Source organism: Corynebacterium sp. HMSC072G08 (assembly GCF_001809185.1).
In the GTDB taxonomy this organism is placed as follows: Bacteria; Actinomycetota; Actinomycetes; order Mycobacteriales; family Mycobacteriaceae; genus Corynebacterium; species Corynebacterium phoceense.
Genome location: NZ_KV796458.1, coordinates 31,999 through 57,581, shown reverse-complemented (window position 1 = coordinate 57,581; position 25,583 = coordinate 31,999). Strand labels below are relative to the sequence as shown.

25 protein-coding genes are annotated in these 25,583 nt (G+C 63.1%); 12 read left to right on the top strand and 13 right to left on the bottom strand.

Annotated elements, in window-relative coordinates; translation table 11 throughout:
• The first annotated feature begins 129 nt into the window (after positions 1-129).
• From HMPREF2559_RS10575 to HMPREF2559_RS10550, 6 genes are all read left to right on the top strand, one after another.
• Positions 130-1,845: an RNA-binding domain-containing protein gene (locus tag HMPREF2559_RS10575; RefSeq protein ID WP_070540667.1), complete on the top strand. Its 1,716-nt coding sequence runs from the start codon at positions 130-132 to the stop codon at positions 1,843-1,845.
• Between the two features lie 183 nt (positions 1,846-2,028).
• Positions 2,029-4,509, top strand: a complete 2,481-nt coding sequence (gene pepN, locus HMPREF2559_RS10570) for an aminopeptidase N (RefSeq protein WP_070540664.1) — start codon at positions 2,029-2,031, stop codon at positions 4,507-4,509.
• Positions 4,510-4,637: 128 nt separating this feature from the next.
• Entirely contained in the window at positions 4,638-5,192 is a 555-nt protein-coding gene (locus tag HMPREF2559_RS10565) for an RNA polymerase sigma factor (protein ID WP_070540662.1), read from the top strand.
• Positions 5,193-5,433: 241 nt separating this feature from the next.
• Positions 5,434-6,354: a thioredoxin-disulfide reductase gene (trxB, locus tag HMPREF2559_RS10560; RefSeq protein WP_066512612.1), complete on the top strand. Its 921-nt coding sequence runs from the start codon at positions 5,434-5,436 to the stop codon at positions 6,352-6,354.
• A gap of 30 nt (positions 6,355-6,384) precedes the next feature.
• Positions 6,385-6,714 carry a thioredoxin gene (trxA, locus tag HMPREF2559_RS10555; protein WP_070540660.1) on the top strand — a complete coding sequence of 110 codons (330 nt, stop codon included), beginning with the start codon at positions 6,385-6,387 and terminating at the stop codon, positions 6,712-6,714.
• Between the two features lie 52 nt (positions 6,715-6,766).
• Entirely contained in the window at positions 6,767-7,948 is a 1,182-nt protein-coding gene (locus HMPREF2559_RS10550) for an N-acetylmuramoyl-L-alanine amidase (protein ID WP_066492717.1), read from the top strand.
• A 114-nt stretch (positions 7,949-8,062) separates the two neighbouring features.
• Here HMPREF2559_RS10550 and HMPREF2559_RS10545 read toward each other — a convergent pair whose 3' ends face one another.
• The 8 genes from HMPREF2559_RS10545 to rpmH form a co-directional block, all read right to left on the bottom strand.
• The gene (locus tag HMPREF2559_RS10545) at positions 8,063-8,638 is read right to left on the bottom strand and encodes a hypothetical protein (RefSeq protein WP_066512582.1); all 576 of its coding nucleotides are present in this window, start codon (positions 8,636-8,638) and stop codon (positions 8,063-8,065) included.
• A 9-nt stretch (positions 8,639-8,647) separates the two neighbouring features.
• Complete coding sequence (locus tag HMPREF2559_RS10540) at positions 8,648-9,715, bottom strand: ParB/RepB/Spo0J family partition protein (protein WP_066492722.1); 1,068 nt, start codon at positions 9,713-9,715, stop codon at positions 8,648-8,650.
• Between the two features lie 3 nt (positions 9,716-9,718).
• Entirely contained in the window at positions 9,719-10,567 is an 849-nt protein-coding gene (locus tag HMPREF2559_RS10535; protein ID WP_066492724.1) for a ParA family protein, read from the bottom strand.
• Between the two features lie 10 nt (positions 10,568-10,577).
• Entirely contained in the window at positions 10,578-11,222 is a 645-nt protein-coding gene (rsmG, locus tag HMPREF2559_RS10530) for a 16S rRNA (guanine(527)-N(7))-methyltransferase RsmG (RefSeq protein ID WP_066492726.1), read from the bottom strand.
• A gap of 91 nt (positions 11,223-11,313) precedes the next feature.
• The gene (yidC, locus tag HMPREF2559_RS10525) at positions 11,314-12,291 is read right to left on the bottom strand and encodes a membrane protein insertase YidC (RefSeq protein WP_066492730.1); all 978 of its coding nucleotides are present in this window, start codon (positions 12,289-12,291) and stop codon (positions 11,314-11,316) included.
• Positions 12,292-12,307: 16 nt separating this feature from the next.
• Positions 12,308-12,598, bottom strand: a complete 291-nt coding sequence (gene yidD / locus HMPREF2559_RS12540; protein WP_231725161.1) for a membrane protein insertion efficiency factor YidD — start codon at positions 12,596-12,598, stop codon at positions 12,308-12,310.
• On the bottom strand, positions 12,595-12,942 hold the full coding sequence (gene rnpA, locus HMPREF2559_RS10520) for a ribonuclease P protein component (RefSeq protein ID WP_066492732.1): 348 nt from the start codon (positions 12,940-12,942) through the stop codon (positions 12,595-12,597). The genes yidD and rnpA overlap by 4 nt, the downstream gene beginning before the upstream one ends.
• A gap of 2 nt (positions 12,943-12,944) precedes the next feature.
• Positions 12,945-13,088, bottom strand: coding sequence for a 50S ribosomal protein L34 (gene rpmH, locus HMPREF2559_RS10515; protein ID WP_003847033.1), 144 nt, complete (start codon positions 13,086-13,088; stop codon positions 12,945-12,947).
• Between the two features lie 671 nt (positions 13,089-13,759).
• On the opposite strand from rpmH, the gene dnaA reads away from it, so the two are divergent.
• From dnaA to gyrB, 5 genes are all read left to right on the top strand, one after another.
• On the top strand, positions 13,760-15,403 hold the full coding sequence (dnaA, locus tag HMPREF2559_RS10510; protein ID WP_066492734.1) for a chromosomal replication initiator protein DnaA: 1,644 nt from the start codon (positions 13,760-13,762) through the stop codon (positions 15,401-15,403).
• 697 nt (positions 15,404-16,100) lie between these two features.
• A complete protein-coding gene (gene dnaN, locus HMPREF2559_RS10505; protein ID WP_066492738.1) occupies positions 16,101-17,291 on the top strand; it encodes a DNA polymerase III subunit beta in 1,191 nt (396 codons plus the stop codon).
• A 12-nt stretch (positions 17,292-17,303) separates the two neighbouring features.
• The gene (gene recF, locus HMPREF2559_RS10500) at positions 17,304-18,482 is read left to right on the top strand and encodes a DNA replication/repair protein RecF (RefSeq protein ID WP_066492740.1); all 1,179 of its coding nucleotides are present in this window, start codon (positions 17,304-17,306) and stop codon (positions 18,480-18,482) included.
• Entirely contained in the window at positions 18,482-19,033 is a 552-nt protein-coding gene (locus HMPREF2559_RS10495; RefSeq protein ID WP_070540657.1) for a DciA family protein, read from the top strand. Before recF ends, HMPREF2559_RS10495 begins: the two co-directional genes overlap by 1 nt.
• A gap of 135 nt (positions 19,034-19,168) precedes the next feature.
• Positions 19,169-21,205, top strand: a complete 2,037-nt coding sequence (gyrB, locus tag HMPREF2559_RS10490; protein ID WP_066492747.1) for a DNA topoisomerase (ATP-hydrolyzing) subunit B — start codon at positions 19,169-19,171, stop codon at positions 21,203-21,205.
• Between the two features lie 130 nt (positions 21,206-21,335).
• Here the strand turns inward: gyrB and HMPREF2559_RS10485 are convergent, their stop codons facing one another.
• From HMPREF2559_RS10485 to HMPREF2559_RS10465, 5 genes are read right to left on the bottom strand one after another with little or no spacing between them, the layout of a single operon-like run.
• On the bottom strand, positions 21,336-21,539 hold the full coding sequence (locus HMPREF2559_RS10485; protein WP_066492749.1) for a nitroreductase family protein: 204 nt from the start codon (positions 21,537-21,539) through the stop codon (positions 21,336-21,338).
• Positions 21,540-21,598: 59 nt separating this feature from the next.
• Positions 21,599-22,036: a DUF6918 family protein gene (locus HMPREF2559_RS10480; RefSeq protein ID WP_066492751.1), complete on the bottom strand. Its 438-nt coding sequence runs from the start codon at positions 22,034-22,036 to the stop codon at positions 21,599-21,601.
• An 8-nt stretch (positions 22,037-22,044) separates the two neighbouring features.
• Positions 22,045-22,425, bottom strand: a complete 381-nt coding sequence (locus HMPREF2559_RS10475; protein ID WP_066492752.1) for a hypothetical protein — start codon at positions 22,423-22,425, stop codon at positions 22,045-22,047.
• An 11-nt stretch (positions 22,426-22,436) separates the two neighbouring features.
• Positions 22,437-22,697 carry a cell filamentation protein Fic gene (locus HMPREF2559_RS10470; protein WP_066492754.1) on the bottom strand — a complete coding sequence of 87 codons (261 nt, stop codon included), beginning with the start codon at positions 22,695-22,697 and terminating at the stop codon, positions 22,437-22,439.
• The gene (locus HMPREF2559_RS10465) at positions 22,694-22,906 is read right to left on the bottom strand and encodes a CopG family transcriptional regulator (protein ID WP_066492756.1); all 213 of its coding nucleotides are present in this window, start codon (positions 22,904-22,906) and stop codon (positions 22,694-22,696) included. Before HMPREF2559_RS10465 ends, HMPREF2559_RS10470 begins: the two co-directional genes overlap by 4 nt.
• A gap of 79 nt (positions 22,907-22,985) precedes the next feature.
• On the opposite strand from HMPREF2559_RS10465, the gene gyrA reads away from it, so the two are divergent.
• Positions 22,986-25,580: a DNA gyrase subunit A gene (gyrA, locus tag HMPREF2559_RS10460; RefSeq protein WP_070540654.1), complete on the top strand. Its 2,595-nt coding sequence runs from the start codon at positions 22,986-22,988 to the stop codon at positions 25,578-25,580.
• Positions 25,581-25,583: the final 3 nt, after the last annotated feature.

The following is a 25,583-nucleotide window of genomic DNA, read 5'->3' as shown; positions in this document are numbered from 1 at the left end:
TAATAAACAACTTTCAACTACTATATTCTTTCTTTGACCTGCTCTTTTACTGCCGAAGATGCAAAAAGTGTGCACGAGGACCCGAAAAGTTGTTGCAGAGTTGTTTGAAACAACTAGTAGAATAACGGCATGAAGGAAGACGAACTCAACGCCATTATGGAGGCGCTGCGCGCCATCTACGACGGCGCAACAGGCGACTCGCAAGAGTCCCCGACGCTCGACTTCAAGGAAGATCCCGCTGTCCACGCACAAGCACGGAATCCTGATGCACACCTCATCGAGTTCCTCATCGACGAAACCATCTGTTTCTCCAATGCCGACGGCGGAACGGCGTACATCGTGCTCGGTGTTTCGGATAAAAAGTCCGGTCCCTCGGCATTCACAGGAACTCATCGTGACATCACGTGGCTCGAAACCAAGATCTTCGACGGCACTCGTCCCAACATCCGAGTCGAAGGTGAGGCGCTTGATTTCAACGGCGTGCGACTCATCGCACTGCGCGTACCAGCAGGAATTACTCTCTATCACCGACCCAAAGGACAAGCCAGCATCCGCGTGGGTACGTCGTGCGAGCCACTGACTGAGGCGCAACGCCACAAGATCTATCTCGACCGTGCAAACCCTGATTTCATCGCAGCACCGTCCCTGCGCACCATGAGCGAGCTCGACCCCACAGCCATCGACCAGGCACTTCACCTCCTCGCACAGAAGCGCACCTCACAAGGACGCGAGGAACCGGGACCGCGCACGGCCAGCGAGCTTCTCATCGATCTCGCACTCCTCACTGATGACGGCACCCCCACTTTTGCCGCTGAAATACTCTTCATGAAGCCCCCGCATGGACGAGTCACCGTACGACATCTCCTGCGTACAACTCCGAGCGGCGAGCCAACGACAACGGAACTCTCCGCACCCTTAGTGACCACTTATCTGCGGCTCAAGGACCTGGTAGCTCTCAATGCCGCACGCGAAGTTGCCCGCGTCGATCTCAGCAACGGTCAAGAGGTTGCTATCCCAGCCTTCCCAGAACGCGCAGTAGACGAGCTCATTTCCAATGCGCTCGCACACCGTGACTGGGATGCCGCCGCAGCAGTCGTGGTCGACCAGTCGCCCATCTCTTTCACGGTGTGGTCTCCCGGAGGTTTCCCCGTCGGAGTGACGACCGAGCGCGTCTTAACGACGCAGTCCGTGCCACGCAACCCGCGGCTCATGAACGCACTGCGCATGCTGGGACTGACAGAGGAGTCCTCACGCGGCTTTGACCGCATGTGGATCTCCATGTTGGGAACTGGTCGCCGCGTCCCCACGGTGCATGCAGAGGAGAACTTCGTTGAAGTTACGCTCTCTTCAGGTAGCGTCGATGCCGCATTCATCCATGCACTCGTAGCACTCCGCGAGCGCTTCGACGCTGAAGCCTTCACGAGCGTCAACGGGCTACTGCTCGCACGACACTTCATGGATAACAAGATTCTGCTCCTTCATACCGCAGCGAAACTCCTGCAGCTGGGCGAGCCCCAAACCCTCGATAACCTCGAGTGGTACGTCGGACTTGGGTTTCTCGAGCCCTTACGCAGCGCACCTGAATGGGTGCTATCTGGCGCGGCACGCGAGGCGATGGGGCTGGAAGATGGTTCACACATCACGTCAACCACCGTTCAGGATTGGATCCAGACACAGCTTCGCGCTGGAGCATCGCTCACCACGCGCGAAGTTGCAGACGAATTAGGAATCGACCGCCACACCGTCACCGATATCCTGCGCCACCTGCGCACAGTAGGCGAGGCGCGCGTCGACCCCAGCGGCCCCCAGCGCGGTCCCGCAACCCGCTGGATCCAAGCCAGCTAAGAGCAACAAACAACCCATAAACAACTTTCAACTACTACATTTTCCCTTGACCAGCACTTTTACGCCGATTATGGCGTGCGGTAACGAAAATAGCGACGCTAGTTGTTGGGGAGTTGTTTGAAACAACTCGGACAGGAGACTGGATCTCGGGACGCAGGTCGGTGGCGCTAATAAGATGGCACCATGACTACTGCACGCACCACCGGCAACCTCTCCCAGACAGAGGCCGCGGCCCACACCGCCGCGCTCGACATTCACAGCTACAACCTGCACCTCGACCTCAGCCAGGCCGCGCAGGCCAGCGAGTTTAACGTCCGTTCCACCATCCGGCTCGTGACCAGCGATCCGGAGTTCTTCGTGGATTACCTGGGCAACTCCGTCGAGGAGGTTCTCGTCAACGGGAAGGCCGTGGACGGCGGCTTCGATGGCGCGCGCATCTACCTCACCGGCGTGCCGGTAGGGGAGGAGGTCACCGTGGAGATCGCTGGTACCTCCGCGTACTCGCGCACGGGCCAAGGCCTACACCGCATGGAGGACACCGCGGACGGCAACGTCTACCTCTACTCCCACCTCGAGCCTTCCGATGCCCGGCGTATCTTCCCGTGCATTGATCAACCGGACCTCAAGGCCGTCTTCCACACGACGATGGTGGCGCCGGCCGGCTGGGCCATGCTCTCCAATCAGCCGGAGATGACCCGCGCTGAGCATGATGGCGCGGTCACCGTCGACTTCGCGCCCACGCCCAAGCTGTCGACGTACCTCACATCGTTTGCCGCAGGTCCGTACGTATCGAAGCACAAGACGTGGACGTCCCAGGACGGCGCGGTGACCTCGGAGCTCGGCGCCTGGGCACGCGCGTCCATGGCGGAGTACCTCGACGACGAAATCCTCGAGCTCACCGCGCAGGGCATGGACTTCTTCCACGAGAACTACGGCTACCCGTACCCGTGGGGCAAGTACGACTCCATCTTCGTTCCGGAATACAACCTCGGCGCGATGGAGAACCCGGGCCTGGTGACCTTCACGGAACGCTACCTCTTCCGCTCCCACGCCACGCGTCCGCAGCGCACGGGCCGCGCAAACACCATCCTCCACGAGATGAGCCACATGTGGTTCGGCGATCTGGTCACGCCGCGCTGGTGGGACGATCTGTGGCTCAAGGAATCCTTCGCGGAGTTCATGGGCGCCGACGCCTCGATCCACGCCACGGAGTACCAGGAGGCGTGGACGGCATTCGCCGGCACGCGTAAGAACTGGGCGTACACGCAAGACCAGCTGCCCACAACGCACCCCATCAAGGCCGAGATCCCGGACGTCGACGCCGCGCGCCAGAGCTTTGACGGCATCACCTATGCCAAGGGTGCGGCAGTCCTCAAGCAGCTCGTCCACTACATCGGCCGCGAGAACTTCTACGCCGGCGCGCGCGACTACTTCCAGAAGCACGCGTTTAGCGCCGCGACCTTCGAGGACTTGCTCGAGGCATTGAAGAAGCACACGGACCGCGACCTCGACGCCTGGGCGGACGCATGGCTGCGCACCTCCGGTCCGGACACGCTCACCCCGGTCATCGAGGACGGCACGCTCTACATCGACGCGGAGGCTGCCGATACCCTCCGCCCGCACCGTCTCACCGTCTCCTTCTACTCGGCAGGACTCGAGCTGGTGGAGTCCCGCGACGTAGACCTGACAGGCGAACCGCGCACGGAGGTCGGCACGGCGGCGGGCCCGCTCGTGGTGCTCAACGACGGCGACCACACGTATGCCAAGGTCCGCTTCGATGAACAGTCACTCGGTATCCTGCGAAAGCAGCTGTCGAAGATCGAGGACGAGCTCACGCGCGCCGTCGTGTGGACTGCCCTGTGGCAGGCTACGCGCGACGGTGAGTGGCCAGCCCGCGAATACGTGGGTACGGTTCTCGACCACGCCGCGGCCGAGACCGACCCGGGGCTCATGACCACCGCTTTCGCCAACGCGCAGTACGCGGTCGCACACTACCTCGACACGGACGCAGACCGCGCGCACTTTGCGGACGCCCTGTGGGATCTGCTCCAGGCCGCCGAGCCGGGCTCCGATGCCCAGCTCATCCTCGCCCGCGCGGCCATCACGGCGCTCGGTGCCACCCCGGACGCCTCCGGCGCGGAACGCCTGCGCACGGTGCTCAATGGGGGCATCGGCAAGCTCCGGCTCGACCCGGACGTGCGCTGGGCGGTCTTCGCGGCGCTCGCCGCGCGCGACGCCACGACGGATGCGGAGCTCGACGCCGAGCTTGAGCGCGACAACACGCTCACGGGCGTTGCGGCGCACCTCGGCGCGCGTCACGCGTTCCCCGAGCGCAAGCGTGCGGCTTTCGACCTCGTGCGCGAGCCCGGCAAGCACTCGAATGCGCAGGTCGACGCGCTCATCGACGCTTTCCACGCCCCGCACGGGGACCGCGACGCGTTCGCGGGTGAGTTCTTCGAGGTACTCGATGCGCTGTGGGCCGAGCACCCCATCGAGATCGGCAACCGCCTGGTCCGCGGGCTCTACCCGGAGACACCGGAGACGCTCGAGCGCACCGATAAGGTGCTCGCCGGCGACATCCCGGGCGCGCTGCGCCGCGTGCTCCTCGAGTGCCAAGATGGCCTTGCAAGGACGCTCCGCGTGAAAAATTCTCACGCCCAGTAAGGCATAATTCCTGCATAGAGACAGTATCTTTTGGGTGCCACATATAGTGTGCAGTCTCCCGGTGGCGCCGTCACAACCCCTCGGTTGGAATGGATTACACATCCAGTTTCAATCGGGGGGTTGACTTCATGTCGCACCAAGAATCCACGCCAGAACTATCAGACGACCAGCTCATCGAGGCCTTCCTCGAGGGCGATGACAAGGCCTTCGGGCACATCTTTCACCGGCACCGCCAGCGGCTCACGTACGTCGCGCGGAAGTACACGCACAATGACACGGACGCCCAGGACATTGTCCAGGAGGCGTTCCTCAAGGCCTCCACTGCGCTCGAGCGCTACCGCGGGGACGCGCAACTGGGCACCTGGTTGCACCGTCTTGTCATGAATGCTGGCTTCGATTTCCTCAACCATCGCGCTAACCGCGAGAATCCCTCTCTCGATACCGGGGGCTTCGATCCGGACCGCAATCCGGCGCTCGCCTACGAGCATGCGCTCGACACCCAGCTCATGGTCCGCGAGGCGCTCGCTCGGCTAGGGGAGGCGCAGCGCGTGGCACTCTATCTCACGGAAATCGAAGGGCTCTCGCTTGCCGATGCCGCCGCGGCGCAGGGAGTGCGCACCGGGACCATCAAGTCCCGCCGGGCGCGCGCCAAGGAGACACTGCGATCCGTCATGGCGGACTGATTCGTCCCGGTTGGTCCTTCTAGGTTGGTCACAGTTCAACAACAGCACGTCAACACGTACGTGCTGGGTTTCCTGGGTACGGGAATCTCCGAGTAGGATCATGGCGTTAAGAGTCATGCAACGACATAACTTATAAAGGAGACGTGCAGTGACCATCCCCGGTGCGAACAACCCCGGCCTCATCAACCTCGGCGATACGACCGCCGAGCCGGAAGCGACCGAGACCCCGTCTGCAGACGCCATCCACGACGTCATCGTCGTCGGCTCCGGCCCTGCCGGCTACACCGCAGCTCTCTACGCAGCCCGCGCCGAGCTCAAGCCCATCGTCTTCGAGGGTTACGAGTACGGCGGCGAGCTCATGAACACCACCGAGGTGGAGAACTACCCCGGCTTCCAGAAGGGCATCATGGGCCCTGAGCTCATGGAAGAGATGCGCGCCCAAGCCATCCGTTTTGGTGCTGACCTGCGCATGGACCTCGTCGACTCCGTCGAGCTCGAGGGCGATATCAAGCGCGTCCACGTGGGCGACGATGTCTTCCAGGCCCGCACCGTCATCCTCGCCACTGGCGCCGCACCGCGTTACCTGGGCATTCCGGGCGAGGCCGAGCTCTCCGGCCGTGGTGTCTCCGCCTGCGCGACCTGCGACGGCTTCTTCTTCAAGGGCCACAACATCGCAGTCGTGGGCGGCGGCGACTCCGCCATGGAGGAAGCCACCTTCCTCACCAAGTTCGCCGAGACCGTGACTATTATTCACCGCCGCGAGGAGTTCCGCGCCTCGAAGATCATGCTCGAGCGCGCGAGGGCCAATCCGCAGATCAAGTGGGCAACGAATAAGACAGTGGAACGCGTCCTCGAAGGCGACGGCAAGGTTGCTGGCCTCGAGCTCAAGGACACCATCACCGGTGAGACCTCACAGCTCGACGTCACCGCCATGTTCGTTGCCATCGGCCACGACCCGCGCTCCGCATTCCTCGACGGCCAGGTGGAACTCAACCCTGAGGGCTACGTTGTCGTCAACCAGCCGGGCACCGCGACCAGTATCCCGGGCGTCTTCGCCTGCGGCGACTTGGTCGACGACCACTACCAGCAGGCCATCACCGCCGCTGGTTCCGGCTGCCGCGCCGCCATCGACGCTGAACATTACCTGGCTGATCGGGCCTAATCACCTTCCATTTTCCTAAGGAGAGCACCCATGTCCACCGTGAGGAACGTCACCACGCAATCCTTCCGCACCGACGTCGTCGAGGCATCCGCCAACAAGCCCGTTGTCGTTGACTTCTGGGCCGAGTGGTGTGGCCCGTGCAAGAAGCTGTCCCCGTTGCTCGACGAAATCGCTGGTGAGCTGGGTGACGAGGCCGAGATCGTCAAGGTCAACGTCGATGAGGAGCGCACCCTGGGCGGCATGTTCCAGATCATGTCCATCCCGTCCGTGCTCATTTTCCGCAACGGCGAAAAGGTCGACGAATTCGTTGGACTTCAGCCGAAGAACGCCATCGTGGCAAAGATTCAGAAGGCCGTCTAACTGATACTGTTGTGAACTGTTGAGGTTTGAGTAAAAGAAAGGGGTTTGGAAGTTGGACCGCGTCTATCACGTGGGCGACCGGAGTGCGCGCGTCGCCGAGGCCCGCGCCACCCTGGCCCGGCTGGGATTGAACTCTGGTTACAGCGGCGACGTCGCCGACTGGAAGAAGCAGAAGTTCTCCGAGCAGGATAAGTTCTTCGACGACGGGCTTTCCGAGGCCCTCAAGGCCTTCCAGCAGTCCCGCGGCATCGTGCCCTCGGGCACCATCGATGAACCTACGCTGCGCGAGCTGCGCCAGGCGTCGTACAGCCTCGGTGCCCGTGTCTTGAGCTTCCAGCCCGGCAACGAGCTCATGGGCGACGACGTCTCCCAGCTGCAGCAGCAGCTCCAAGAGCTCGGTTTTTACCGCAACCGCATTGACGGACTCTTTGGCCGTAACACCCACGCCGCCCTCGTCGAGTACCAACTCAACGCTGGCCTTCAGAACGACGGCGTGTGTGGTCCTGCCACCATCCGCGCGCTGAGCCTCCTGGGCCGCCGCATTACCACGGGCTCAGCCCACAACGTTCAGGAACGCGAACGCGTCCGCAACGCCGGCCCCAAGCTCGCCGGCAAGCGCGTGGTCATCGACCCCGCGCTCGGCGGCGCCAACAAAGGCCAGACCGTCAAGGGCCGCTTTGGCGAGATCACCGAAGAAGAGCTCCTCTGGGACCTGGCGCAGCGCCTCGAGGGCCGCATGATTGCCGCCGGCATGGAGACTATTATCTCCCGCCCGCGTCTCGACGACCCCACGGTGAAGTCTCGTTCCGCGATGGCCAACGCCTTCGGTGCAGACCTCATTATCTCGCTGGCCTGCGACTCGTACCCCAACGAGAAAGCCAACGGCGTAGCAAGCTTTTACTTCGGCTCCGAGTCCGGCAACTCCTCCCTTATCGGCGAGACGCTGTCGAGCTACATCCAGCGCGAAATCACCGCGCGCACGCCGCTGACCAACCTGTCCAACCACGGCCGCACGTGGGAAATCCTGCGGCTCACGCAGATGCCCGTGGTCCAGATTGTTCTGGGCTACCTTTCCAACCCCGGCGACGTGAAGGTGCTGACCGACCCCCACCGCCGCGATGAGATCGCCGAGGCCATCGTGGTCGCCGTCAAGCGCCTCTACATGCTCGAGGATGATACCGCCGTCACCGGCACGTACCAGTTCTCTGAGCTGCTCCGCGCGGAGCGGTCCTAGCTCCCGTAGTTGGTCATAGCCAACTGGCCATAGTCCCAGGTCGCGTATTTTCGCTCTGCGAGCGCGAACTGGGGCTATGGCCTTTTCGGTATGGCCACCTACGGCGCGCGGGCACTATGCGAGGGCGCGAGCAAGCATATCGTCGACCGCCGCGGCCGTGAGAAGGTCGAAGGCGGGCGGCAGCTCGAGGCGCAGACGCGGGATGGCGGGGTGGTCTTCTGTGACTTTGAAGCCGGCGGACTCAAGGACTTCGATAGGGACTAAACCGATGCGCCCAGGCTTGCGGCCGAGCAGTTCCTGCGCCGCGCGGTGGTCACGATAGCCGAAGACCTCGACCGCGGGGAACTCGCGGGACGTGAGGTTCATGATCGAGGCGTCGAGGAGGACAGCCGAGAGCTCGCTTAAGGCACGAGACTGCTTGATGAACAGGGAACTCACGAGCGCTGCATCGGGGGAGACGGGCGCGGTGGGCAGCTGCGCGGCGCCAGGAGCGAGATCCGGCGGGCAGAAGAAGACCGTGGCTTCATCGCCGACGGTAAAACCGCAGTCCCCGAAGCTCAGCGACGTGGTGGTGATCCATGCTTCCTTCTCAAAGGCCGGATCAGCGACGGGCTCCGCGCACTCCCAGAACACGCTGCGTGCTGCGAGCGCGTGCAAGGTACGGGCCTCGGTCACTGACTCGACGAGCATGGAGGCGTCCTACTTGCCGCCCTCGAGGATGGCGAGGATGCGCTCGAAATCCTCCTGGTCGCCGAATTCCACGACCATTTTGCCCTTGCGCTTACCCATGGTCACCGTGACCTTGGTGTCGAAGCGGTCAGCGAGGCGCTCCGCTGAGTCGGTGAAGAACTGCGGGGTGGGCGTAGGCGCGGACTTCTTAGGAGCCGGCTTGCCGTCGCGCTTGTACAGGGTGACAGCTTCCTCCGTCGCGCGGACGGACAGGCCCTCGGAAACGACGCGGGCGGCGAGCTCATTCATGGCTTCTGGGTCGTCGAGGCCGAGCAGCGCACGCGCATGGCCATGGGACAGGACGCCAGCGGCGACGCGCTTCTGGACGTCGACCGGGAGCTTGAGCAAGCGCAGCGTGTTCGTCACCTGCGGGCGCGAACGACCGATACGGTCTGCGAGCTCGTTCTGCGTGACACCGAATTCCTCGAGCAGCTGCGCATAGGCGTGCGCCTCTTCCAGCGGGTTGAGCTGCACACGGTGGATGTTCTCCAGCAGCGCGTCACGCAGCATGGAGCCGTCTTCCGTGTCACGGACGATGGCCGGGATGGTGGACAGGCCCGCCTTGGAGGACGCGCGCCAGCGGCGCTCACCCATGATGAGCTCAAAGCCACCGTCCTGCGAGGGACGGACGACAATGGGCTGGAGCAAGCCGAACTCCTTGATGGAGTGGATGAGCTCCTCGAGCTCGCCTTCCTCGAAGACCGTGCGCGGCTGCTTGGGGTTGGGAACGATGTCCCCGATGGGAATCTCGCGGTACGTCGCTCCGATCGCCGCCGGCTTGGGCTGACGGCGGCGTGCACCCGCGCCCGCCTTCGCGGACTGAGCGATAGTGGGCGCGCCCTTGACTCGCTTCCCATTTCCCTCGTCAACGGCAGTTGACGGGGCATCGGAAGCCAGGGGACGGCCGCCGAGGATGACGTCGGCCGCGCTATCGCCCAGGTGCGGGCGGCGTGAGGGGGCGCCGGGACCAGAAGGGATGAGGGCGGCGAGACCCTTACCGAGTCCGCCCTGACGCCCAGCTTGACGTTTTTCTTCCATGTCTTATCCTTCCAATTCCGCGTAAATCTCAGGGCTCACGCCAATGGCGCCGGTGGTGGGGTGCGGCGGGTAATCCCCGCGCTTGTGCAGCTCGCGTGCGGCTGCGATATAGGCCATCGCGCCCGTAGACGATGGGTCATAGTGTACGACGGTCTTGCCAAAGCCCGGGGCCTCGGAAACGCGCACAGAGCGCGGGATGACGTTGCCCAGGACGACGGCACCGAACTGCTCGCGGACCTCGTTGGCGACCTGCTCGGCGAGCTTAGTGCGCGCGTCGAACATGGTGAGCAGGATGCCTGAGATGTGGAGCTCCGGGTTAAGGTGCTCGCGAATCATCGAGATATTGCCCAGTAGCTGGCCCACGCCTTCCAGCGCGTAGTACTCGCACTGGATGGGGATGATGACCTCGTCCGAGCACGTCATCGCGTTGATGGTGAGCAAGCCCAACGACGGCGGGCAGTCGATAAAGACGTATTCAAAGCCGTGCTCGTCGAGGAAGCCTTTGGCCAGCGCGTCGTAGAGACGGAACTCGCGACGCACGAGGGAGACCATCTCGATCTCCGCGCCGGCCAGGTCAATGGTGGCCGGGATGCAGAAGAGATTGGAGTCCTCGGGGCTCACCTGCATGGCGTCATCCGCCGTGCAGTCGCCGAGCAGCACCTCATAGGAAGAATCCGTGCCGGAGGCGTGCGCGGCGCCCACCGCCGTGGACGCGTTGCCCTGCGGGTCCAGATCGATGACCAAGACCTTGTGCCCGTCAGCCGCCAGCGCGGCTGCCAGGTTCACGGCGGAGGTGGTCTTACCCACACCGCCCTTCTGGTTAGCGATCGTGATCAAACGTGCAGAACTCATGCCCACTAGATTACTTCACCCTCGGGACACGAATAATGGTGGTGCCACGGACCTTTTCCACCGTGGCTTTTCCACCGCCTGCCTTCTTAATATCGGCGGCGTCGCGCTCGAGCTCCTCGCGCACGCTATCACCCTTCATAGCGATCATCTCGCCGCCCTTACGCACAAGTGGCAGCGACCACTTCGCGAGCTTGCCCAGGGGTGCTACGGCGCGCGAGGTCACGATGTCGGCGCCGGAGACGGTGCGCTTGATGGGGCCTTCCTCAGCGCGGCCACGGATGACTGTCACGTTGTCGAGGCCGAGGAGCTCGACGACTTCGCCGAGGTACGTCGAGCGCTTGAGCAACGGCTCGATGAGCGTGATCTTCAGATCCGGGCGCGCGATGGCGAGCGGGATGCCCGGAAGGCCGGCGCCAGAGCCCACGTCGACGACGGTGGCACCTTCAGGCATGACGTCGCCAATGACGGCGCAGTTAAGAATATGGCGGTCCCAGAGGCGCGGGATTTCGCGCGGACCCATAAAGCCGCGAACATGACCGTCCGTGGCGAGGGATTCGTGGTATTTCTCCGCGAGCGGGAGGCGCTCGCCAAAGATGGCGGAACGATCGAGGGCGGCGGGGTTCAGAGGGGCATCGGAAGCAGGGCTGGAGTCCATGACTGTGATCCTATAGGTCGGTGCGGGTGGGGGAAAGACAAAGGCGGCACCGCGGGGCGGAGAGCCCGGCGGTGCCGCGAGTGCGAGGATTTTAGTTGTTGTTCTTGCGCTGCTTCTTCGTGCGCTTGTCCGTCTTACGGGCGCCCGGCTTCGGAGCGGAGGTGCGCTTGGCCTCAGCCTTGGCGCGGAGCTCGGCCTCTTCTTCCTCATCCATCTTCGCGTAGACGAGGTGGGTCTGGCCGAAGGTCCACACGGTGTTGGACAGCATGTAGAACAGCAGGCCGATAGGCCAGATGGCGCCGGAGATAATGAGCGTAGCCGGCATGAACCACAACATCATGTTGTTCATCATCTTGGTCTGCATCTCCATCATCTCGGCATTCTGGCCGGTGGGGGCTGCGACCTTGCCCTCCGCCTTGCGGCGGGCCTGACGGTTGAGCGTATAGCGGGCGTTCAAGTGCGTGAACACCGCAATGATAGCGATGAGCGGCACGATGAGGACGGCGACCTGGGCGGTCGTGACGTCCTGAAGGATGGGGGAGTTGACGCGCAGGTTCGCCACAAGTGGGATGCCAAAGAGCTTCGCATCAAGGAAGGACTGAACGAGCTCCGGGGAGAAGAGGTAGTTCGCCGTGTTGGCGTTCTGCTCCACTGACATCGGCTCGTCCACATGGCCAAAGGAACCGCCTACGCTCACCGTGCGGTCGAAGGAACGCAGGACGTGGAACAGACCAATGAAGACCGGGATCTGCGCCAGCATGGGCAGACAGCCGGCGACGGGGCGCACGCCGGACTCCTTGTAGATCTTCTGCATCTCCATGGCCTGCTTCTGCTGGTCATTGGGATACTTAGTCCTCAGCTCCTGGATCTTGGGCTGAATCTCCTGCATGCGACGCGTGGACCGAATCTGGTTGATGGTCGGCTTGACCAGCAGGGCCTTAATCGTCCACGTGAGCAGCACGATGGACAGAATCCACGTGATGCCCCAGTCAGGGTTCATGACCAGGCTGAGCAGCCAGTGCCATGCCCACAGGACGGCCGAAATCGGCCAGTAGATGAAATTAAGCACGAATTATCTTTCCTCGTTATCTTGCGCGTTGGCGTGATCGGCGCGTTGCGATGACCGGATCGAAGCCGCCCGGGTGCCAGGGCCCACATTTGCAGATCCTGACCAGAGCCAGCCCTAGGCCTTTAAACGCCCCATGGACGCTCAAAGCCTCGAGCGCATATGCGCTGCACGTGGGCTCGAATCGACACGTGGAACCCATCTTAAGGGCAGACAGGTGGTTTTGGTAGAAGCGCACCGCGGCCACCAGCGGTGTGGCGACCCCGCGCGCCTGCGGAATCTCCTCACCCCGGGAGTTGTAGTACGTCACAGGACGCCGGCCTTGTGGAGTGCTCGCCGCAGGTCGCGGGCTAGCAGCTCCGAGGGGGCATCGGCAGCCTTGGGCAGGGCCCGGATAACGACGTCCAGGGTGGCGGGAAGCTCGGGCACAAGGCTCATGCACACATGGCGAAGCCGCCGGGCGGTGCGGTGGCGGACCACGGCGTTCCCGACGGCCTTGGATACGACCAAGCCGAAGCGGGGGCCGGTGGCCGCCACTTCGGCTGGGGTGTCGTTCACGTGAACGACGAGGGTGCGTGAGCCCGCGCGCTGCCCGCCTTTAATCGTCCGACGAAATTGCGTCGGCGAGGTGAGTTTTAAATGCGCGGGAAGCATGACTATGCAGTCAGCTTTGCGCGGCCCTTCTTGCGGCGTGCGGCCACGATGGCGCGGCCTGCACGGGTGCTCATACGGGTACGGAAGCCATGCTTACGAGCACGACGACGGTTGTTCGGCTGGAACGTCCGCTTGCCCTTTGCCACGGTAATTCTCCTTGAAGTTGTAAGCAGGGGCACACCAGTACGGCACGCCCTGCGCGTTGGTTGATATTCGCGAGATAAAAATGCGACCCCCAAAGGGTGAGATGGGAGTCGAGCTCTCACGCACAGCGTTAGCTGCGATAGACCATGACAGATTACGTGATAGGTAGGCGCCGATCCAAATCGACACACGGGTACACCCGAAATTACAAGATTGTTTTTTCTCCCAGCTCACGGGGCAAATCGGGGCGGCTGCCAGCAGCATCGGCGCGCAACCCGCGGATGATGTCTGAGCCCATTCATAAGCTGTGGACAGACCGTTAGACACCTGTGGTCTAGGCGCGGTAAAACGGTATCTAACCAAGGTCAACAGCCCGTGAAACCCTGTGGACAATTGTGGATAACCTTCAAGTACAACTTGAAGGAAATGCCAAAACCGCAGCTCATAAACCCGTTGGCCCAATATAAAGTTATCCACAAGCATCTGCTACCCTGTGGATAACAAAGTTTTCCACAACTGTGCATAACAGTATGGGATAACCCCCGTGGCCTGCACTTCCGCCCTGTGAATGGCCCGGTGAAAACCCGGCGGCGGCGCGGTGAAAATCGCGCCGCTGTTCGCTGCATAAAATGTCCGTTCTCTTATATTTCACCCCAGGAGCCTAGGCCGCGTCATGACACAGCCCACCAACACCAGCGAGACGTGGCATGCCGTCGTTGCCGATCTCATCGAAAGATCGGAGCGTCCGGATTCCTCCGTGCCCACGCTCACTCACAACCAGCGCATCTACCTCCAGCTCGCACAGCCGCTCATGATTGATAACGGCTACGCCTTCCTCGCCACGGTGGATGACAAGGCCAAGCGGATCCTCGAGGTCGAATTGGGCTCACATATCAAAGACGCCCTGCAGCGCTACTTCGGCCGGCCGTTCTCCCTGGCCGTGTCCGTCGCGGCCCCGGCGCCAGAGCCCGAACCCGAGCCGGAACCGGAGCCCCCGCACCGCCCGCAGCAGATGGATGCCTCGCAGCTCGCGTCGCGCCCAGCACAGACCTCGGCGACCAGCTGGAATGACACGTATGCCACCCAGCAGCCCACAGGCCCGGCGAGCCTAGACGAACTGGCCGATGCCTATAACACGCAGCAGGCCGCGCAGCGCTCCGCCCGGGAGATCGCGCACCAGATGGCGCAGGGGTCTTCGGCCGGCGTGCAGCAGGGACCCCAGCAAACCGCCGCTGAGCAGGCGGGACGCATCAAGCGTGAGGTTCCCGCGCACGATCCCAACCGCGAGACCTCGCTCAACCCGAAGCACACCTTTGAGAACTTCGTCATCGGTTCCTCCAACCGTTTCGCCAACGGCGCGGCCGTCGCCGTCGCGGAGTCCCCGGCGAAGGCCTACAACCCACTGTTTATTTGGGGCGGCTCCGGCCTGGGCAAGACGCACTTGCTCCACGCGGCTGGTAATTACGCAAAACTCCTGCACCCGGGCCTGCGCGTGAAGTACGTATCCTCGGAGGAATTCACCAACGACTTCATTAACTCCATGCGTGATGACCGCCAGGAGTCCTTCAAGCGGCGCTACCGCAACCTCGATATCCTCATGGTCGACGACATCCAGTTCCTGGAAGGCAAGGAGTCCACGCAGGAGGAGTTCTTCCACACCTTCAACGCGTTGCACCAGGCCAACAAGCAGATCATTTTGTCCTCGGACCGTCCACCCAAACAGCTCACCACGCTGGAAGACCGCCTGCGCACCCGCTTCGAGGGCGGTCTCATTACGGATATTCAGCCGCCAGACCTGGAGACGCGCATCGCCATTCTCATGAAGAAGGCCGCAGCGGATGGCACGCAGATCGACCGCGAGGTCTTGGAGCTCATCGCCTCACGCTTCGAGAATTCCATCCGCGAGCTCGAGGGCGCGCTCATCCGTGTCTCTGCGTATTCCTCTCTTGTTAATGAGCCGATCAATATGGAGATGGCGGAGATCGCGCTGCGCGACCTCGTCCCGGATAACGCTGGCCGCCAGATTACGGCCGCGGCGATCATCGAGGCCACCGCCGAGTATTTCTCCATTGACCCGGACGATCTCCGCGGTGCCGGCAAGCGCCGCGCCATCGCCCACGCGCGTCAGCTCGCGATGTATCTCTGCCGCGAGCTCACCGAGCTCTCCCTGCCCAAGATTGGAGACGAGTTCGGCGGCAAGGACCACACGACGGTCATGTACGCGGTGCGCAAGATCTCCAAGGAGATGAACGAGAACCGCCAGACCTACAACGAAATCCAGGAGCTCACCTCCCGCGTCCAGTCCGGCGGGCATTAAACCTCGCTTTCCGATGCCGCCTTCCCCCTCCGGGGAGGCGGTTTTCGGCGTTTTAGGGCCGCCTGTAGACAAAGTTATCCACAGGCACGCCGGGGAATGGGGCGTCCACCTGCGCGGACTAAATTCCACAGGGCTTGTGACAACTGTGTAATTCCACTATTGTAATTAGGTGTTGTCGCTCACTTTGAGCGATTCCACAAGCAAGCCTCGGCGCCCGCGCCGCTGTGATCAGTCACGTGCATAACGATTGATCAACCCGGGCTTATCTGTGGATAACTTCATATGCAAAAAAGTTGATCACAGAAGTTTGGCGTTGATCACAGCGATCTCACACCACTGTTGACACCCCGAAAAGCGCCGGTGACGAGCGCCGATCGAGGGTTATCCACAGATTCCACACCGCCTATTACTACTACTACCTTTTTCTCAAGAAGGATTTCGCGAGAAATGGGGTGTGTGAAATCGGGCCTCGTTCGCCCGGCGGGGCGTACGAATGGCCATTCGCCTTTGTGCCTGGTCTATTTTCATTAAGGGATCGAGGGGATTTTCAATAAGGCGCGCAGCTTTATTTCGCCCCTATCCTTAGGCCCACCCGCGCACTCCCCATGCGGTAAGTTGGAATACCGAATTACTAGTATTTACGTGCCTGCGGCGCCCGCCCAGCAGCGCGTTACAACAATTGAGGAGATGCGCAACGATGGACACCACTCCCGTGTCGTTCCGTGTGGCCAAGGATGATCTGGCGAACGCCGTCGCATGGGTAGCACGCAGCCTGCCGTCCAAGGTCACTCAGCCGGTTCTGCGTGCCATGCTCATCACGGCTGACGAGTCCGGTCTGGAACTCACGGGTTTTGACTACGAGGTCTCCACGCGCGTGCGTATCCCTGCTGAGATCGAGACCCCGGGCACTACGGCCGTCGCCGGCAAGCTGCTCGCGGACATTGTTTCCTCTCTGCCCAATAAGCCGGTCGACATCCAGGCGGATGACAACACCAAGGTCCTCGTGTCGTGTGGCTCCTCCCGCTTCGAGCTGCCCATCATCCCGCTCGAGGATTACCCGCAGCTGCCGCAGCTGCCGGAGCTCACTGGCCGCATGAACCCGCAGCTCTTCGTCGAAGCCGTGAGCCAGGTCGCCGCTGCCGCGGGTCGCGATGACACGCTGCCCATGCTCACCGGCATCCACCTGTCGGTGAAGGGCCCCTCCATCGAGCTCACCGCCACGGACCGCTTCCGCCTCGCCATGCGCACCGTCGAGTGGGAGCCGGTCTCCGAGTCCGTCGAGGCTGATCTCCTCGTCCCAGCGAAGACCCTGCAGGACAGCGCGCGCTCCCTCGACACCCACCTCAACACTCCGGTGGAAATCGCCGTGGGTACGAGCGAGAACATCGCGGCCGATGGCCTCTTTGGCCTCCATACCGAGGCCCGCGAGACCACCACGCGCATGCTTGACGCAGACTTCCCGAATGTCGCGCCGCTGCTGCCTAAGACGCACACCGCCATCGCCAACGTGGAAGTCTCCGCCCTTCAGGACGCCATCCGCCGCGTCTCGTTGCTTACGGAGCGCAACGCCCAGATCCGCATGCACTTCTCCGAGGGCCAGGTCGTCCTCCAGGCCGGAGGCTCGGATTCCGGCCAGGCGCAGGAAACCTTGCAGTGTGCCTTCGCCGGTCCGGACGAGCTCATCATCGCCTTCAACCCGGGCTACCTCAAGGACGGCCTCGCGGTCATGCACAGCGACCGCGTGGTCTTTGGCTTCACCGAGCCCTCCCGCCCGGCGATCATGATCCCTGAGCCGGAGTCGCTTCCGGAAGCGGACGCAGACGGCAACTTCCCCACGCCGGAGACGAACTTCACGTACCTGCTCATGCCGGTCCGCCTGCCGGGCTAAACAGAAGGTTTTATGTACGTCAGCGACGTCAACGTGCGCGACTTCCGGTCGTGGCCCGAGCTCAAGCTCGCGCTTACCCCGGGAATCACGCTCTTTGTCGGCCGCAACGGCTTTGGCAAGACCAATATCGTCGAGGCCATTGGGTATACCGCACACCTAGGCTCGCACCGGGTCAACCACGACGCCCCGCTCGTGCGCGAAGGCGCGGAGAACGCCCGCGTCTCGCTCACCGTCGTCAACCACGGCCGCGAGCTCACTACGCATCTGCTTATCAAGCCGCATGCGGCCAACCAGGCGCAAATTAATCGCACGCGCCTGTCCACCCCGCGCGAGCTGCTCGGCGTGGTGAAGACCGTGCTCTTCTCGCCCGAGGACTTGGGGCTCGTGCGCGGCGAGCCAGCCACGCGCCGCGCCTACCTCGACAACATCATTGCCTCGCGTAGCCCACGCCTAGCTGGCGTCAAGGCGGATTACGACAAGGTGCTCAAGCAGCGCAACGCCCTGCTCAAGAACGCCTCCCAGGCCTTGCGCCGCGGCTACCGCGACGATGACGGCGCCGCGGCGCTGTCCACACTCGACGTCTGGGACGGGCAGCTGGCCACCCTCGGTGCCCAGGTCATGACCGCACGCCTCGAGCTTCTCGATGCCCTCGCGCCGCAGATCGCAGACTCCTACGCCGGACTCGCGCCCGAGTCGCGCCCCGCGCACGTGGAGTACAAGTCCTCCATCGACTGCTCGGACCGCAGCGTGCTCGAGGCCTTGCTGCTCACGGAGCTCGCCTCCATGCGCCAGCGCGAGATTGAGCGCGGCATGACGCTCGTGGGCCCGCATCGTGATGACCTCCTGCTACACCTCGGCACGCAGCCAGCGAAGGGTTTCGCCTCCCACGGTGAGACCTGGTCCTATGCGATTTCCCTGCGCCTCGCCGAGTTCCGCATCCTGCGCGCGGCGGATGGCTCGGGCGCCTCGGATCCCATCCTTGTTCTCGACGACGTCTTTGCGGAGCTCGACGCGAAGCGTCGTGAAAAGCTCGTCCACCTCGCCGCCGAGGCTGAACAGGTGCTCATTACCGCCGCCGTCGATGAAGACCTGCCGGGCAACCTCGAGCCCATCGTGCGCTACGAGGTCACGGTCGAAGACCTGCCGGAGGGCGCCGGCCGCATCTCGCATATCGCGAAGGTAGGCGACTGATGGGCGATTTTATCCAGGATGCCGTCGACGCCGCCCGCGCCGCCTCGAAGAATCCACCCCGGCTCAATAAGCCGGTCGCGCGTCTGCGGCTTACCGAGCCCAAGCCCGCGAGCACCCTTGACGAGCGCGCTGCGCGCCGCGCCGTGAAACATCTCGGCCGGGAGACTGGCGCGGACGGCTACGCGAAGCGACGGGGCATCGGCGTGCCGCAGCTCGGGGACGTCCTGCGCCGCACCGTGCGTGACCAGGGCTGGGAGGATGAACTGGGGCACGGTTGGATATTCGGCCACTGGGACCATGTCGTGGGCGAACTCAACGCCGCGCACTGCCGGCCCGAGAAGATTGAAGAGAAGGTCCTTACCGTCTCGTGTGATTCCTCGACGTGGGCGACCAACCTGCGCATGATGCAACGCCAGATCCTACAAAAGATTGCTTCTGAAATCGGCCCCGACATCATCGCTGAGCTGCGCATTACCGGGCCCAAGCAACACCGTAACTATCAGGGTCCGCAGTGGGTCAAGCGCCAAGGCTCTGATGACACCTACGGATAGTTCACTTCTGTCACACCCTCAAAAAGCGCCAAATTTGGGTGTCTGACGGGTTTCGGGTGCCTCTCAGTAGGGGGACACGGTGTAAGATAGTCAGGGTCTAAAATTTATTGCTAGCCAAAAGGAGTACACGTTTCCGTGGCTGAAGAACACGCATATGACGCCGGGTCAATTACGATCCTTGAGGGCCTCGAGGCCGTCCGTAAGCGCCCCGGCATGTACATCGGCTCCACTGGTGTACGCGGCCTGCACCACCTCATCTGGGAGGTCGTCGACAACTCCGTTGACGAGGCCATGGCAGGCTACGCCACCAAGGTCACCGTCACCCTGCTCGATGACGGCGGAGTCGAGGTCATCGATGACGGCCGCGGCATCCCGGTCGAGATGCACGCCTCCGGCGCTCCGACCGTCCAGGTTGTTATGACCCAGCTGCACGCCGGTGGCAAGTTCGACTCTGAGTCCTACGCCGTTTCCGGCGGCCTCCACGGCGTCGGTATTTCTGTCGTCAACGCCCTGTCCACCCGCGTCGAAGCCGAGATCAAACGCGACGGCAAGCACTGGTACCAGAAGTTCGAGAATGCCATCCCTGCACCACTCGAAGAGGGCGGCAACGCCCGTGGCACCGGTACCACCATCCGTTTCTGGCCGGACGCCGAAATCTTCGAGACCACGGAGTTCAACTGGGACACCATCGCTCGCCGTCTCCAGGAGATGGCCTTCCTCAACAAGGGCCTCACCATCGTCCTGCGCGACCACCGCACCATGTCGGCCGAGCAGGCCGAGCTCGAGGCCATCGCCGACGCTGGTGATGCCCCCGTGAGCCTCGATGCTCTCGACGCGGAAGAGTCGGCCACCGCTGAGGAAGAGTCGAAGGCGAAGAAGAATAAGGAAGTCACCTACCACTACCCGCAGGGCCTCCTCAACTACGTCGAGTTCCTGAACAAGAACAAGACGGCCATTCACCCGACCATCGTCGCCTTCGACGTGAAGGGCGAGGACCACGAGGTCGAGGTCGCTCTCCAGTGGAACCAGGGCTTCAAGGAGTCCGTCCACACCTTCGCCAACACCATCAATACGCACGAGGGCGGCACGCACGAAGAGGGCTTCCGCGCGGCGCTCACCTCCCTGATGAACCGCTACGCGAAGGAGCACAAGCTCATCAAGGAAAAGGATGGCAACCTCTCGGGCGATGACTGCCGCGAGGGCCTTGCCGCCGTCATTTCCGTCAAGGTCGGTGACCCCCAGTTCGAGGGGCAGACCAAGACCAAGCTCGGCAACTCTGAGATCAAGGGCTTTGTCCAGCGCTCCGTCAACGAGCACCTCAATGACTGGTTCGACGCCAACCCGGCCGAGGCCAAGGTCATTATCAACAAGGCTGTGTCCTCCGCACACGCTCGCGCTGCGGCTCGCAAGGCGCGCGAACTCGTGCGCCGCAAGTCCGCCGGCGACCTGGGCGGCCTGCCCGGCAAGCTCGCGGATTGCCGCTCCAAGGACCCGAAGATTTCCGAGCTCTACATCGTGGAGGGCGACTCCGCAGGCGGTTCCGCCAAGGCCGGCCGCGACTCTATGTTCCAGGCCATCCTGCCGCTGCGCGGCAAGATCCTCAACGTGGAGAAGGCCCGCATGGACAAGGTCCTCAAGAACGCCGAGGTTCAGGCCATCATCACGGCTCTGGGCACCGGTATCCACGAGGAGTTCGACATCTCCAAGCTGCGCTACGACAAGATCGTGCTCATGGCCGATGCCGATGTCGACGGCCAGCACATCGCGACCCTGCTGCTCACGCTGCTCTTCCGCTTCATGCCGCAGCTCGTCGAGGACGGCCACGTCTACCTGGCGAATCCGCCGCTGTACAAGCTCAAGTGGGGCAAGGGCGAGCCCGGCTACGCCTTCTCTGACGACGAGCGCGACAAGCTGCTCGCCGAGGGCTTGGAGAACAACCGCAAGATCAACAAGGACGACGGCATCCAGCGCTACAAGGGTCTGGGCGAGATGAATGCGTCCGAGCTGTGGGAGACCACGCTCGACCCGTCCACCCGTATCCTGCGCCGCGTCGACCTTGAAGACGCGCAGCGCGCCGACGAGCTCTTCTCCATCCTCATGGGTGACGATGTCTCGGCTCGCCGTTCCTTCATTACCCGCCGCGCGAAGGACGTTCGCTTCCTCGACGTCTAAGCACGCATGACAAAGCCTCCGGATGTGGTCCGGAGGCTTTCGTCGTTGTGGGCGCGGATTTCAGAACACACAGCGGCGAAAAACTCGCGGATCTGCGAGCTTCGTCGTTCTGAAATCCGGCGGAGGAGCGTTAGAGCTCGAGGCCCTCGATGCCGTGGACGTTCCACGGCTGTGTATTGGAGTTCGACGGTGCCGATTGTGCGTCGAGGAGGACCTCGCGGATGACCTCGGTGGGGACGACGTCTGGCAGGTAGGAGCGCGGGGAGTGGCGGGCACGCACGAACCCGGAAAAGGAACCGACACCGGAGAAGGAATTGTTTTCTTCAGAAAGCATGCGCGCTACCTTACACGCGAAAAGCCCCGTCCGAAGACGGGGCAGACAACGCAGTGAAGTTACATGTGCGCTGCGAGCGTGCGGGCGAGCGCCGGCACGTGCGGGGTCACAATCTTCACGGCCTTGCCGCGCAGCGCGTTGTACGCCTTGAGGAACGCGCCGTTGTTGACCTGCTGGGACTTGTTGTCCGCGATGTTCATGATCGAGCCCGCGATCTGCTCGGAGCGCGGCTCCACAAACGCAGCGAAGTCAGACTGACCGGAGGCCTCGAACTCCTGCCACGTGGGCTCGAGCTCGCCGAGGACATCCGGGAGGACCTGCGCGACGACCTTGGACAGGACGTTGGCATCCGTCTTCTTTGCTGCGGAGACCGCGCCCTTGATTGCCATGCCGGTGATACCGGACTGCTCAGCGACGACGGTGTCGATGAGCTGGGCGACGTCGTTGATGACGGCCTGACGCGTCGCGCCGTCGAGAAGCTGGGAAAGGTGAGACATGCGTACTCCTAGCGGGACGAGCCGGCCTTGAAAGCGGCAATCTGGTCGGCGATCTGCGGCTGGCCAGCGTTGCGAGCGAGCTGCTCGAGGTCGAAGGAAATGCCCGTGGAGGAACCGCCCAGGCCCACCTGCTGTGCGAATGCGTTGATCGGATCCTTGAGCGGCGTGTTGTCCGCGATGAGCTTGACTCCGAGGAAGGACGGCACGGCAATGGAAGCGACGTCCGTGAGCGAGGAACCGGTGAACGAGTCGCCGTCCTTGCCCGGCTGGAAGCCTTTGCCCTGGTTGTTGTTGATGAGGTCTTGGGCGGTGTCAGCGGAGGCAGCAGGGACGGCAGCGCCCAGTACGGTGACGGTGAGCGCGGCAGCAGCGAGATTCTTGAACTTCATAAACGTCTAACTTACCTGGTTGCGGCGACACGGAGGAATACCTGGGCGCAATAATCGGCGAATTCTTTGTTGTAGGCCCCCAGTGCCGGGACCGCGATGAGCACGCGCCGCAGGGCCGCGGCCGCCTGCCGCGCGTCGGCGTGGACGGGGATTCCTTCTACCTTCGCCGCGCTTGCCGATGCCCCCGCCACCAGCGCCGCAAAGTCCGTCACCGTTGTGCCGTAACGCGCGCAGAACTCCCGTGCGATGAGGAGGATTTGCTCGGGACTCATGCGCGTGACCTGCGGATTTCGGCCTCCAGGGCGGCGCGTCCGGGCAGGAGCTCGCGGGCGGTGGCTTGGACGGCGGCATCGGAAAGCGTGCGGGCCGCGGCGGTGACGATGGCACGCACGGCGGCCTCGTGCTTGCTCGTGCCCTGCGCGGAGGCGAGCAGGGTGAGCGCGTGGTCTTGGTCGGGGGTGAGGCGAAGGGTCATGGCCATGATGGAGATGGTATCACCGTGATACCGTTCGGGTGCGGTTCGAGGCTTCTGCGGGCTGTAGAGGGTAGAATCAGCGGTTATGAGTGATGACAACAACGGCGATCTTTTTGATCGCATTCACCCCATTGATATCAACGAGGAGATGGAGTCGAGCTACATCGACTACGCCATGTCCGTCATCGTCGGCCGCGCGTTGCCTGAGGTGCGCGACGGCCTGAAGCCGGTGCACCGCCGCATTCTCTACGCGATGTACGACTCCGGCTACCGCCCGGAGCGCGGCTACGTGAAGTCCGCACGCCCGGTTTCGGACACCATGGGTCAGTTCCACCCGCACGGCGACTCCGCCATCTACGACACGCTGGTCCGCCTGGCGCAGTCGTGGAACATGCGCTACCCGCTGGTCGACGGCCAGGGAAACTTCGGTTCCCGCGGTAACGACGGCCCGGCTGCTATGCGTTACACCGAGTGCCGCATGACGCCGCTGGCCATGGAGATGGTTCGCGATATTCGCGAAAACACCGTGGACTTCTCCCCGAACTACGACGGCAAGACCCAGGAGCCGGACATCCTGCCGTCCCGCGTGCCGAACCTGCTCATGAACGGTTCGAACGGCATCGCCGTGGGTATGGCGACGAACATCCCGCCGCACAACCTGAACGAACTGGCCGAGGCTATCTACTGGCTGCTTGACAACCCGAATGCGTCCGAGGAAGAAGCGCTCGCAGCGTGCATGGAGCGCGTGAAGGGCCCGGACTTCCCGACGGCCGGCCTCATCGTGGGCGACCAGGGCATCAAGGATGCGTACACGACCGGCCGTGGTTCCATCCGCATGCGCGGCGTGACCTCCATTGAGGAGGCGGGCAACCGCCAGACCATCGTCATTACCGAGCTGCCGTTCCAGGTCAACCCGGACAACATGGTGGCCAATATCGCGGAGTCCGTGGCTAATGGCAAGATCGCGGGCATCTCCAAGATTGAAGACGAATCCTCGGACCGCGTGGGCATGCGCATTGTTGTCACCTTGAAGCGCGACGCCGTGGCCCGCGTGGTGCTCAACAACCTGTACAAGCACTCGCAGCTGCAGACCTCCTTCGGCGCGAACATGCTCTCCATCGTGGACGGCGTGCCGCGCACCCTGCGTCTCGACCAGATGCTGCGCTACTACGTGGCGCACCAGATCGAGGTCATCGTGCGCCGTACCCAGTTCCGCCTGGATGAGGCCGAGAAGCGCGCCCACATCCTGCGTGGTCTGGTCAAGGCCCTCGACATGCTCGACGAGGTCATCGCCCTTATTCGCCGTTCGCCCACCGTGGACGAGGCGCGTACCGGCTTGATGCAGCTCCTCGACGTCGACGACGTCCAGGCAGACGCCATCCTCGCCATGCAGCTGCGCCGCCTGGCCGCCCTGGAGCGCCAGAAGATCATCGACGAGTTGGCGGAGATCGAGCGCGAGATCGCGGATCTGAAGGATATCCTGGCCCGCGAGGAGCGACAGCGTCAGATCGTCCACGACGAGCTCGTCGAGATCGTCGAGAAGTACGGCGACGAGCGCCGCACCCGCATCGTGGCCGCCACCGGCGACGTCACGGACGAGGATCTCATCGCCCGCGAGAACGTCGTTGTCACCATCACGTCTACCGGCTACGCCAAGCGCACGAAGGTCGACTCGTACAAGTCGCAGAAGCGCGGCGGCAAGGGCGTGCGCGGCGCGGAGCTCAAGCAGGACGACATCGTGAAGAACTTCTTCGTCTGCTCCACGCACGACTGGATTCTCTTCTTCACCAACTTCGGCCGCGTTTACCGCCTCAAAGCCTATGAGCTGCCCGAGGCAGGTCGCGCCGCCCGCGGCCAGCACGTGGCTAACCTGCTGGAGTTCCAGCCGGAAGAGAAGATCGCCCAGGTCATCCAGATTCAGTCCTACGAGGACGCTCCTTACCTGGTCCTCGCTACGCAGCAGGGCCGCGTGAAGAAGTCGCGCCTCACCGACTACGAGTCCGCGCGCTCCGCTGGCCTCATCGCCATCAACTTGAACGAGGGCGACGCGCTCATCGGTGCCTCCCTCGTCTCCGAGGGCGACGACATCCTGCTCACTTCTGAACAGGGCCAGGCCATTCGCTTCACCGCAGATGATGATCAGCTCCGCCCGATGGGCCGCGCGACCGCCGGTGTGAAGGGCATGCGCTTCCGCGGCGACGACCAGCTGCTGAGCATGTCCGTCGTCAACGACGGCCAGTTCCTGCTCGTGGCTACCTCCGGCGGCTACGGCAAGCGCACCGCCATCGAGGAATACACGCAGCAAGGCCGCGGCGGCCTTGGTGTCATGACCTTCAAGTACACCCCGAAGCGTGGCAAGCTCATCTCCGCCATCGCCGTCGAGGAAGATGACGAGATCTTCGCCATCACTTCTGCCGGCGGCGTCGTGCGCACCGAGGTCGGCCAGATTCGCCCGTCCTCGCGCGCGACCATGGGAGTGCGCCTCGTCGACCTCGCCGAGGGCGTCGAGCTGCTTGCCATCGACCGCAACGTTGAGGATGATGGCGAGGAAAACGCGGAGGCCGTCGCCAAGGGTGAGAAGACCGTCGAGGACGTCCAGCAGGAGCACCTCCCGGGTGCCCCGGCTGCGGACTCTGGCGCCGACGCTGATTCCGACGCTGACACCAATACCGAGGAGTAATTC

Excerpts from the sequence above, each read along its gene's own strand:
- HMPREF2559_RS10535 (WP_066492724.1), bottom strand. The coding sequence starts at position 10,567 with ATGAGTTCTGCACGTTTGATCACGATCGCTAACCAGAAGGGCGGTGTG.
- HMPREF2559_RS10465 (WP_066492756.1), bottom strand. The coding sequence starts at position 22,906 with ATGGCCATGACCCTTCGCCTCACCCCCGACCAAGACCACGCGCTCACC.
- recF (WP_066492740.1), top strand. The coding sequence starts at position 17,304 with ATGTACGTCAGCGACGTCAACGTGCGCGACTTCCGGTCGTGGCCCGAG.
- trxA (WP_070540660.1), top strand. The coding sequence starts at position 6,385 with ATGTCCACCGTGAGGAACGTCACCACGCAATCCTTCCGCACCGACGTC.
- gyrA (WP_070540654.1), top strand. The coding sequence starts at position 22,986 with ATGAGTGATGACAACAACGGCGATCTTTTTGATCGCATTCACCCCATT.
- HMPREF2559_RS10485 (WP_066492749.1), bottom strand. The coding sequence starts at position 21,539 with ATGCTTTCTGAAGAAAACAATTCCTTCTCCGGTGTCGGTTCCTTTTCC.
- HMPREF2559_RS10495 (WP_070540657.1), top strand. The coding sequence starts at position 18,482 with ATGGGCGATTTTATCCAGGATGCCGTCGACGCCGCCCGCGCCGCCTCG.
- dnaN (WP_066492738.1), top strand. The coding sequence starts at position 16,101 with ATGGACACCACTCCCGTGTCGTTCCGTGTGGCCAAGGATGATCTGGCG.
- HMPREF2559_RS10545 (WP_066512582.1), bottom strand. The coding sequence starts at position 8,638 with ATGCTCGTCGAGTCAGTGACCGAGGCCCGTACCTTGCACGCGCTCGCA.
- HMPREF2559_RS10575 (WP_070540667.1), top strand. The coding sequence starts at position 130 with ATGAAGGAAGACGAACTCAACGCCATTATGGAGGCGCTGCGCGCCATC.
- HMPREF2559_RS10475 (WP_066492752.1), bottom strand. The coding sequence starts at position 22,425 with ATGAAGTTCAAGAATCTCGCTGCTGCCGCGCTCACCGTCACCGTACTG.
- HMPREF2559_RS10540 (WP_066492722.1), bottom strand. The coding sequence starts at position 9,715 with ATGGAAGAAAAACGTCAAGCTGGGCGTCAGGGCGGACTCGGTAAGGGT.
- HMPREF2559_RS10480 (WP_066492751.1), bottom strand. The coding sequence starts at position 22,036 with ATGTCTCACCTTTCCCAGCTTCTCGACGGCGCGACGCGTCAGGCCGTC.
- pepN (WP_070540664.1), top strand. The coding sequence starts at position 2,029 with ATGACTACTGCACGCACCACCGGCAACCTCTCCCAGACAGAGGCCGCG.
- rsmG (WP_066492726.1), bottom strand. The coding sequence starts at position 11,222 with ATGGACTCCAGCCCTGCTTCCGATGCCCCTCTGAACCCCGCCGCCCTC.
- dnaA (WP_066492734.1), top strand. The coding sequence starts at position 13,760 with ATGACACAGCCCACCAACACCAGCGAGACGTGGCATGCCGTCGTTGCC.
- rnpA (WP_066492732.1), bottom strand. The coding sequence starts at position 12,942 with ATGCTTCCCGCGCATTTAAAACTCACCTCGCCGACGCAATTTCGTCGG.
- HMPREF2559_RS10470 (WP_066492754.1), bottom strand. The coding sequence starts at position 22,697 with ATGAGTCCCGAGCAAATCCTCCTCATCGCACGGGAGTTCTGCGCGCGT.
- HMPREF2559_RS10565 (WP_070540662.1), top strand. The coding sequence starts at position 4,638 with ATGTCGCACCAAGAATCCACGCCAGAACTATCAGACGACCAGCTCATC.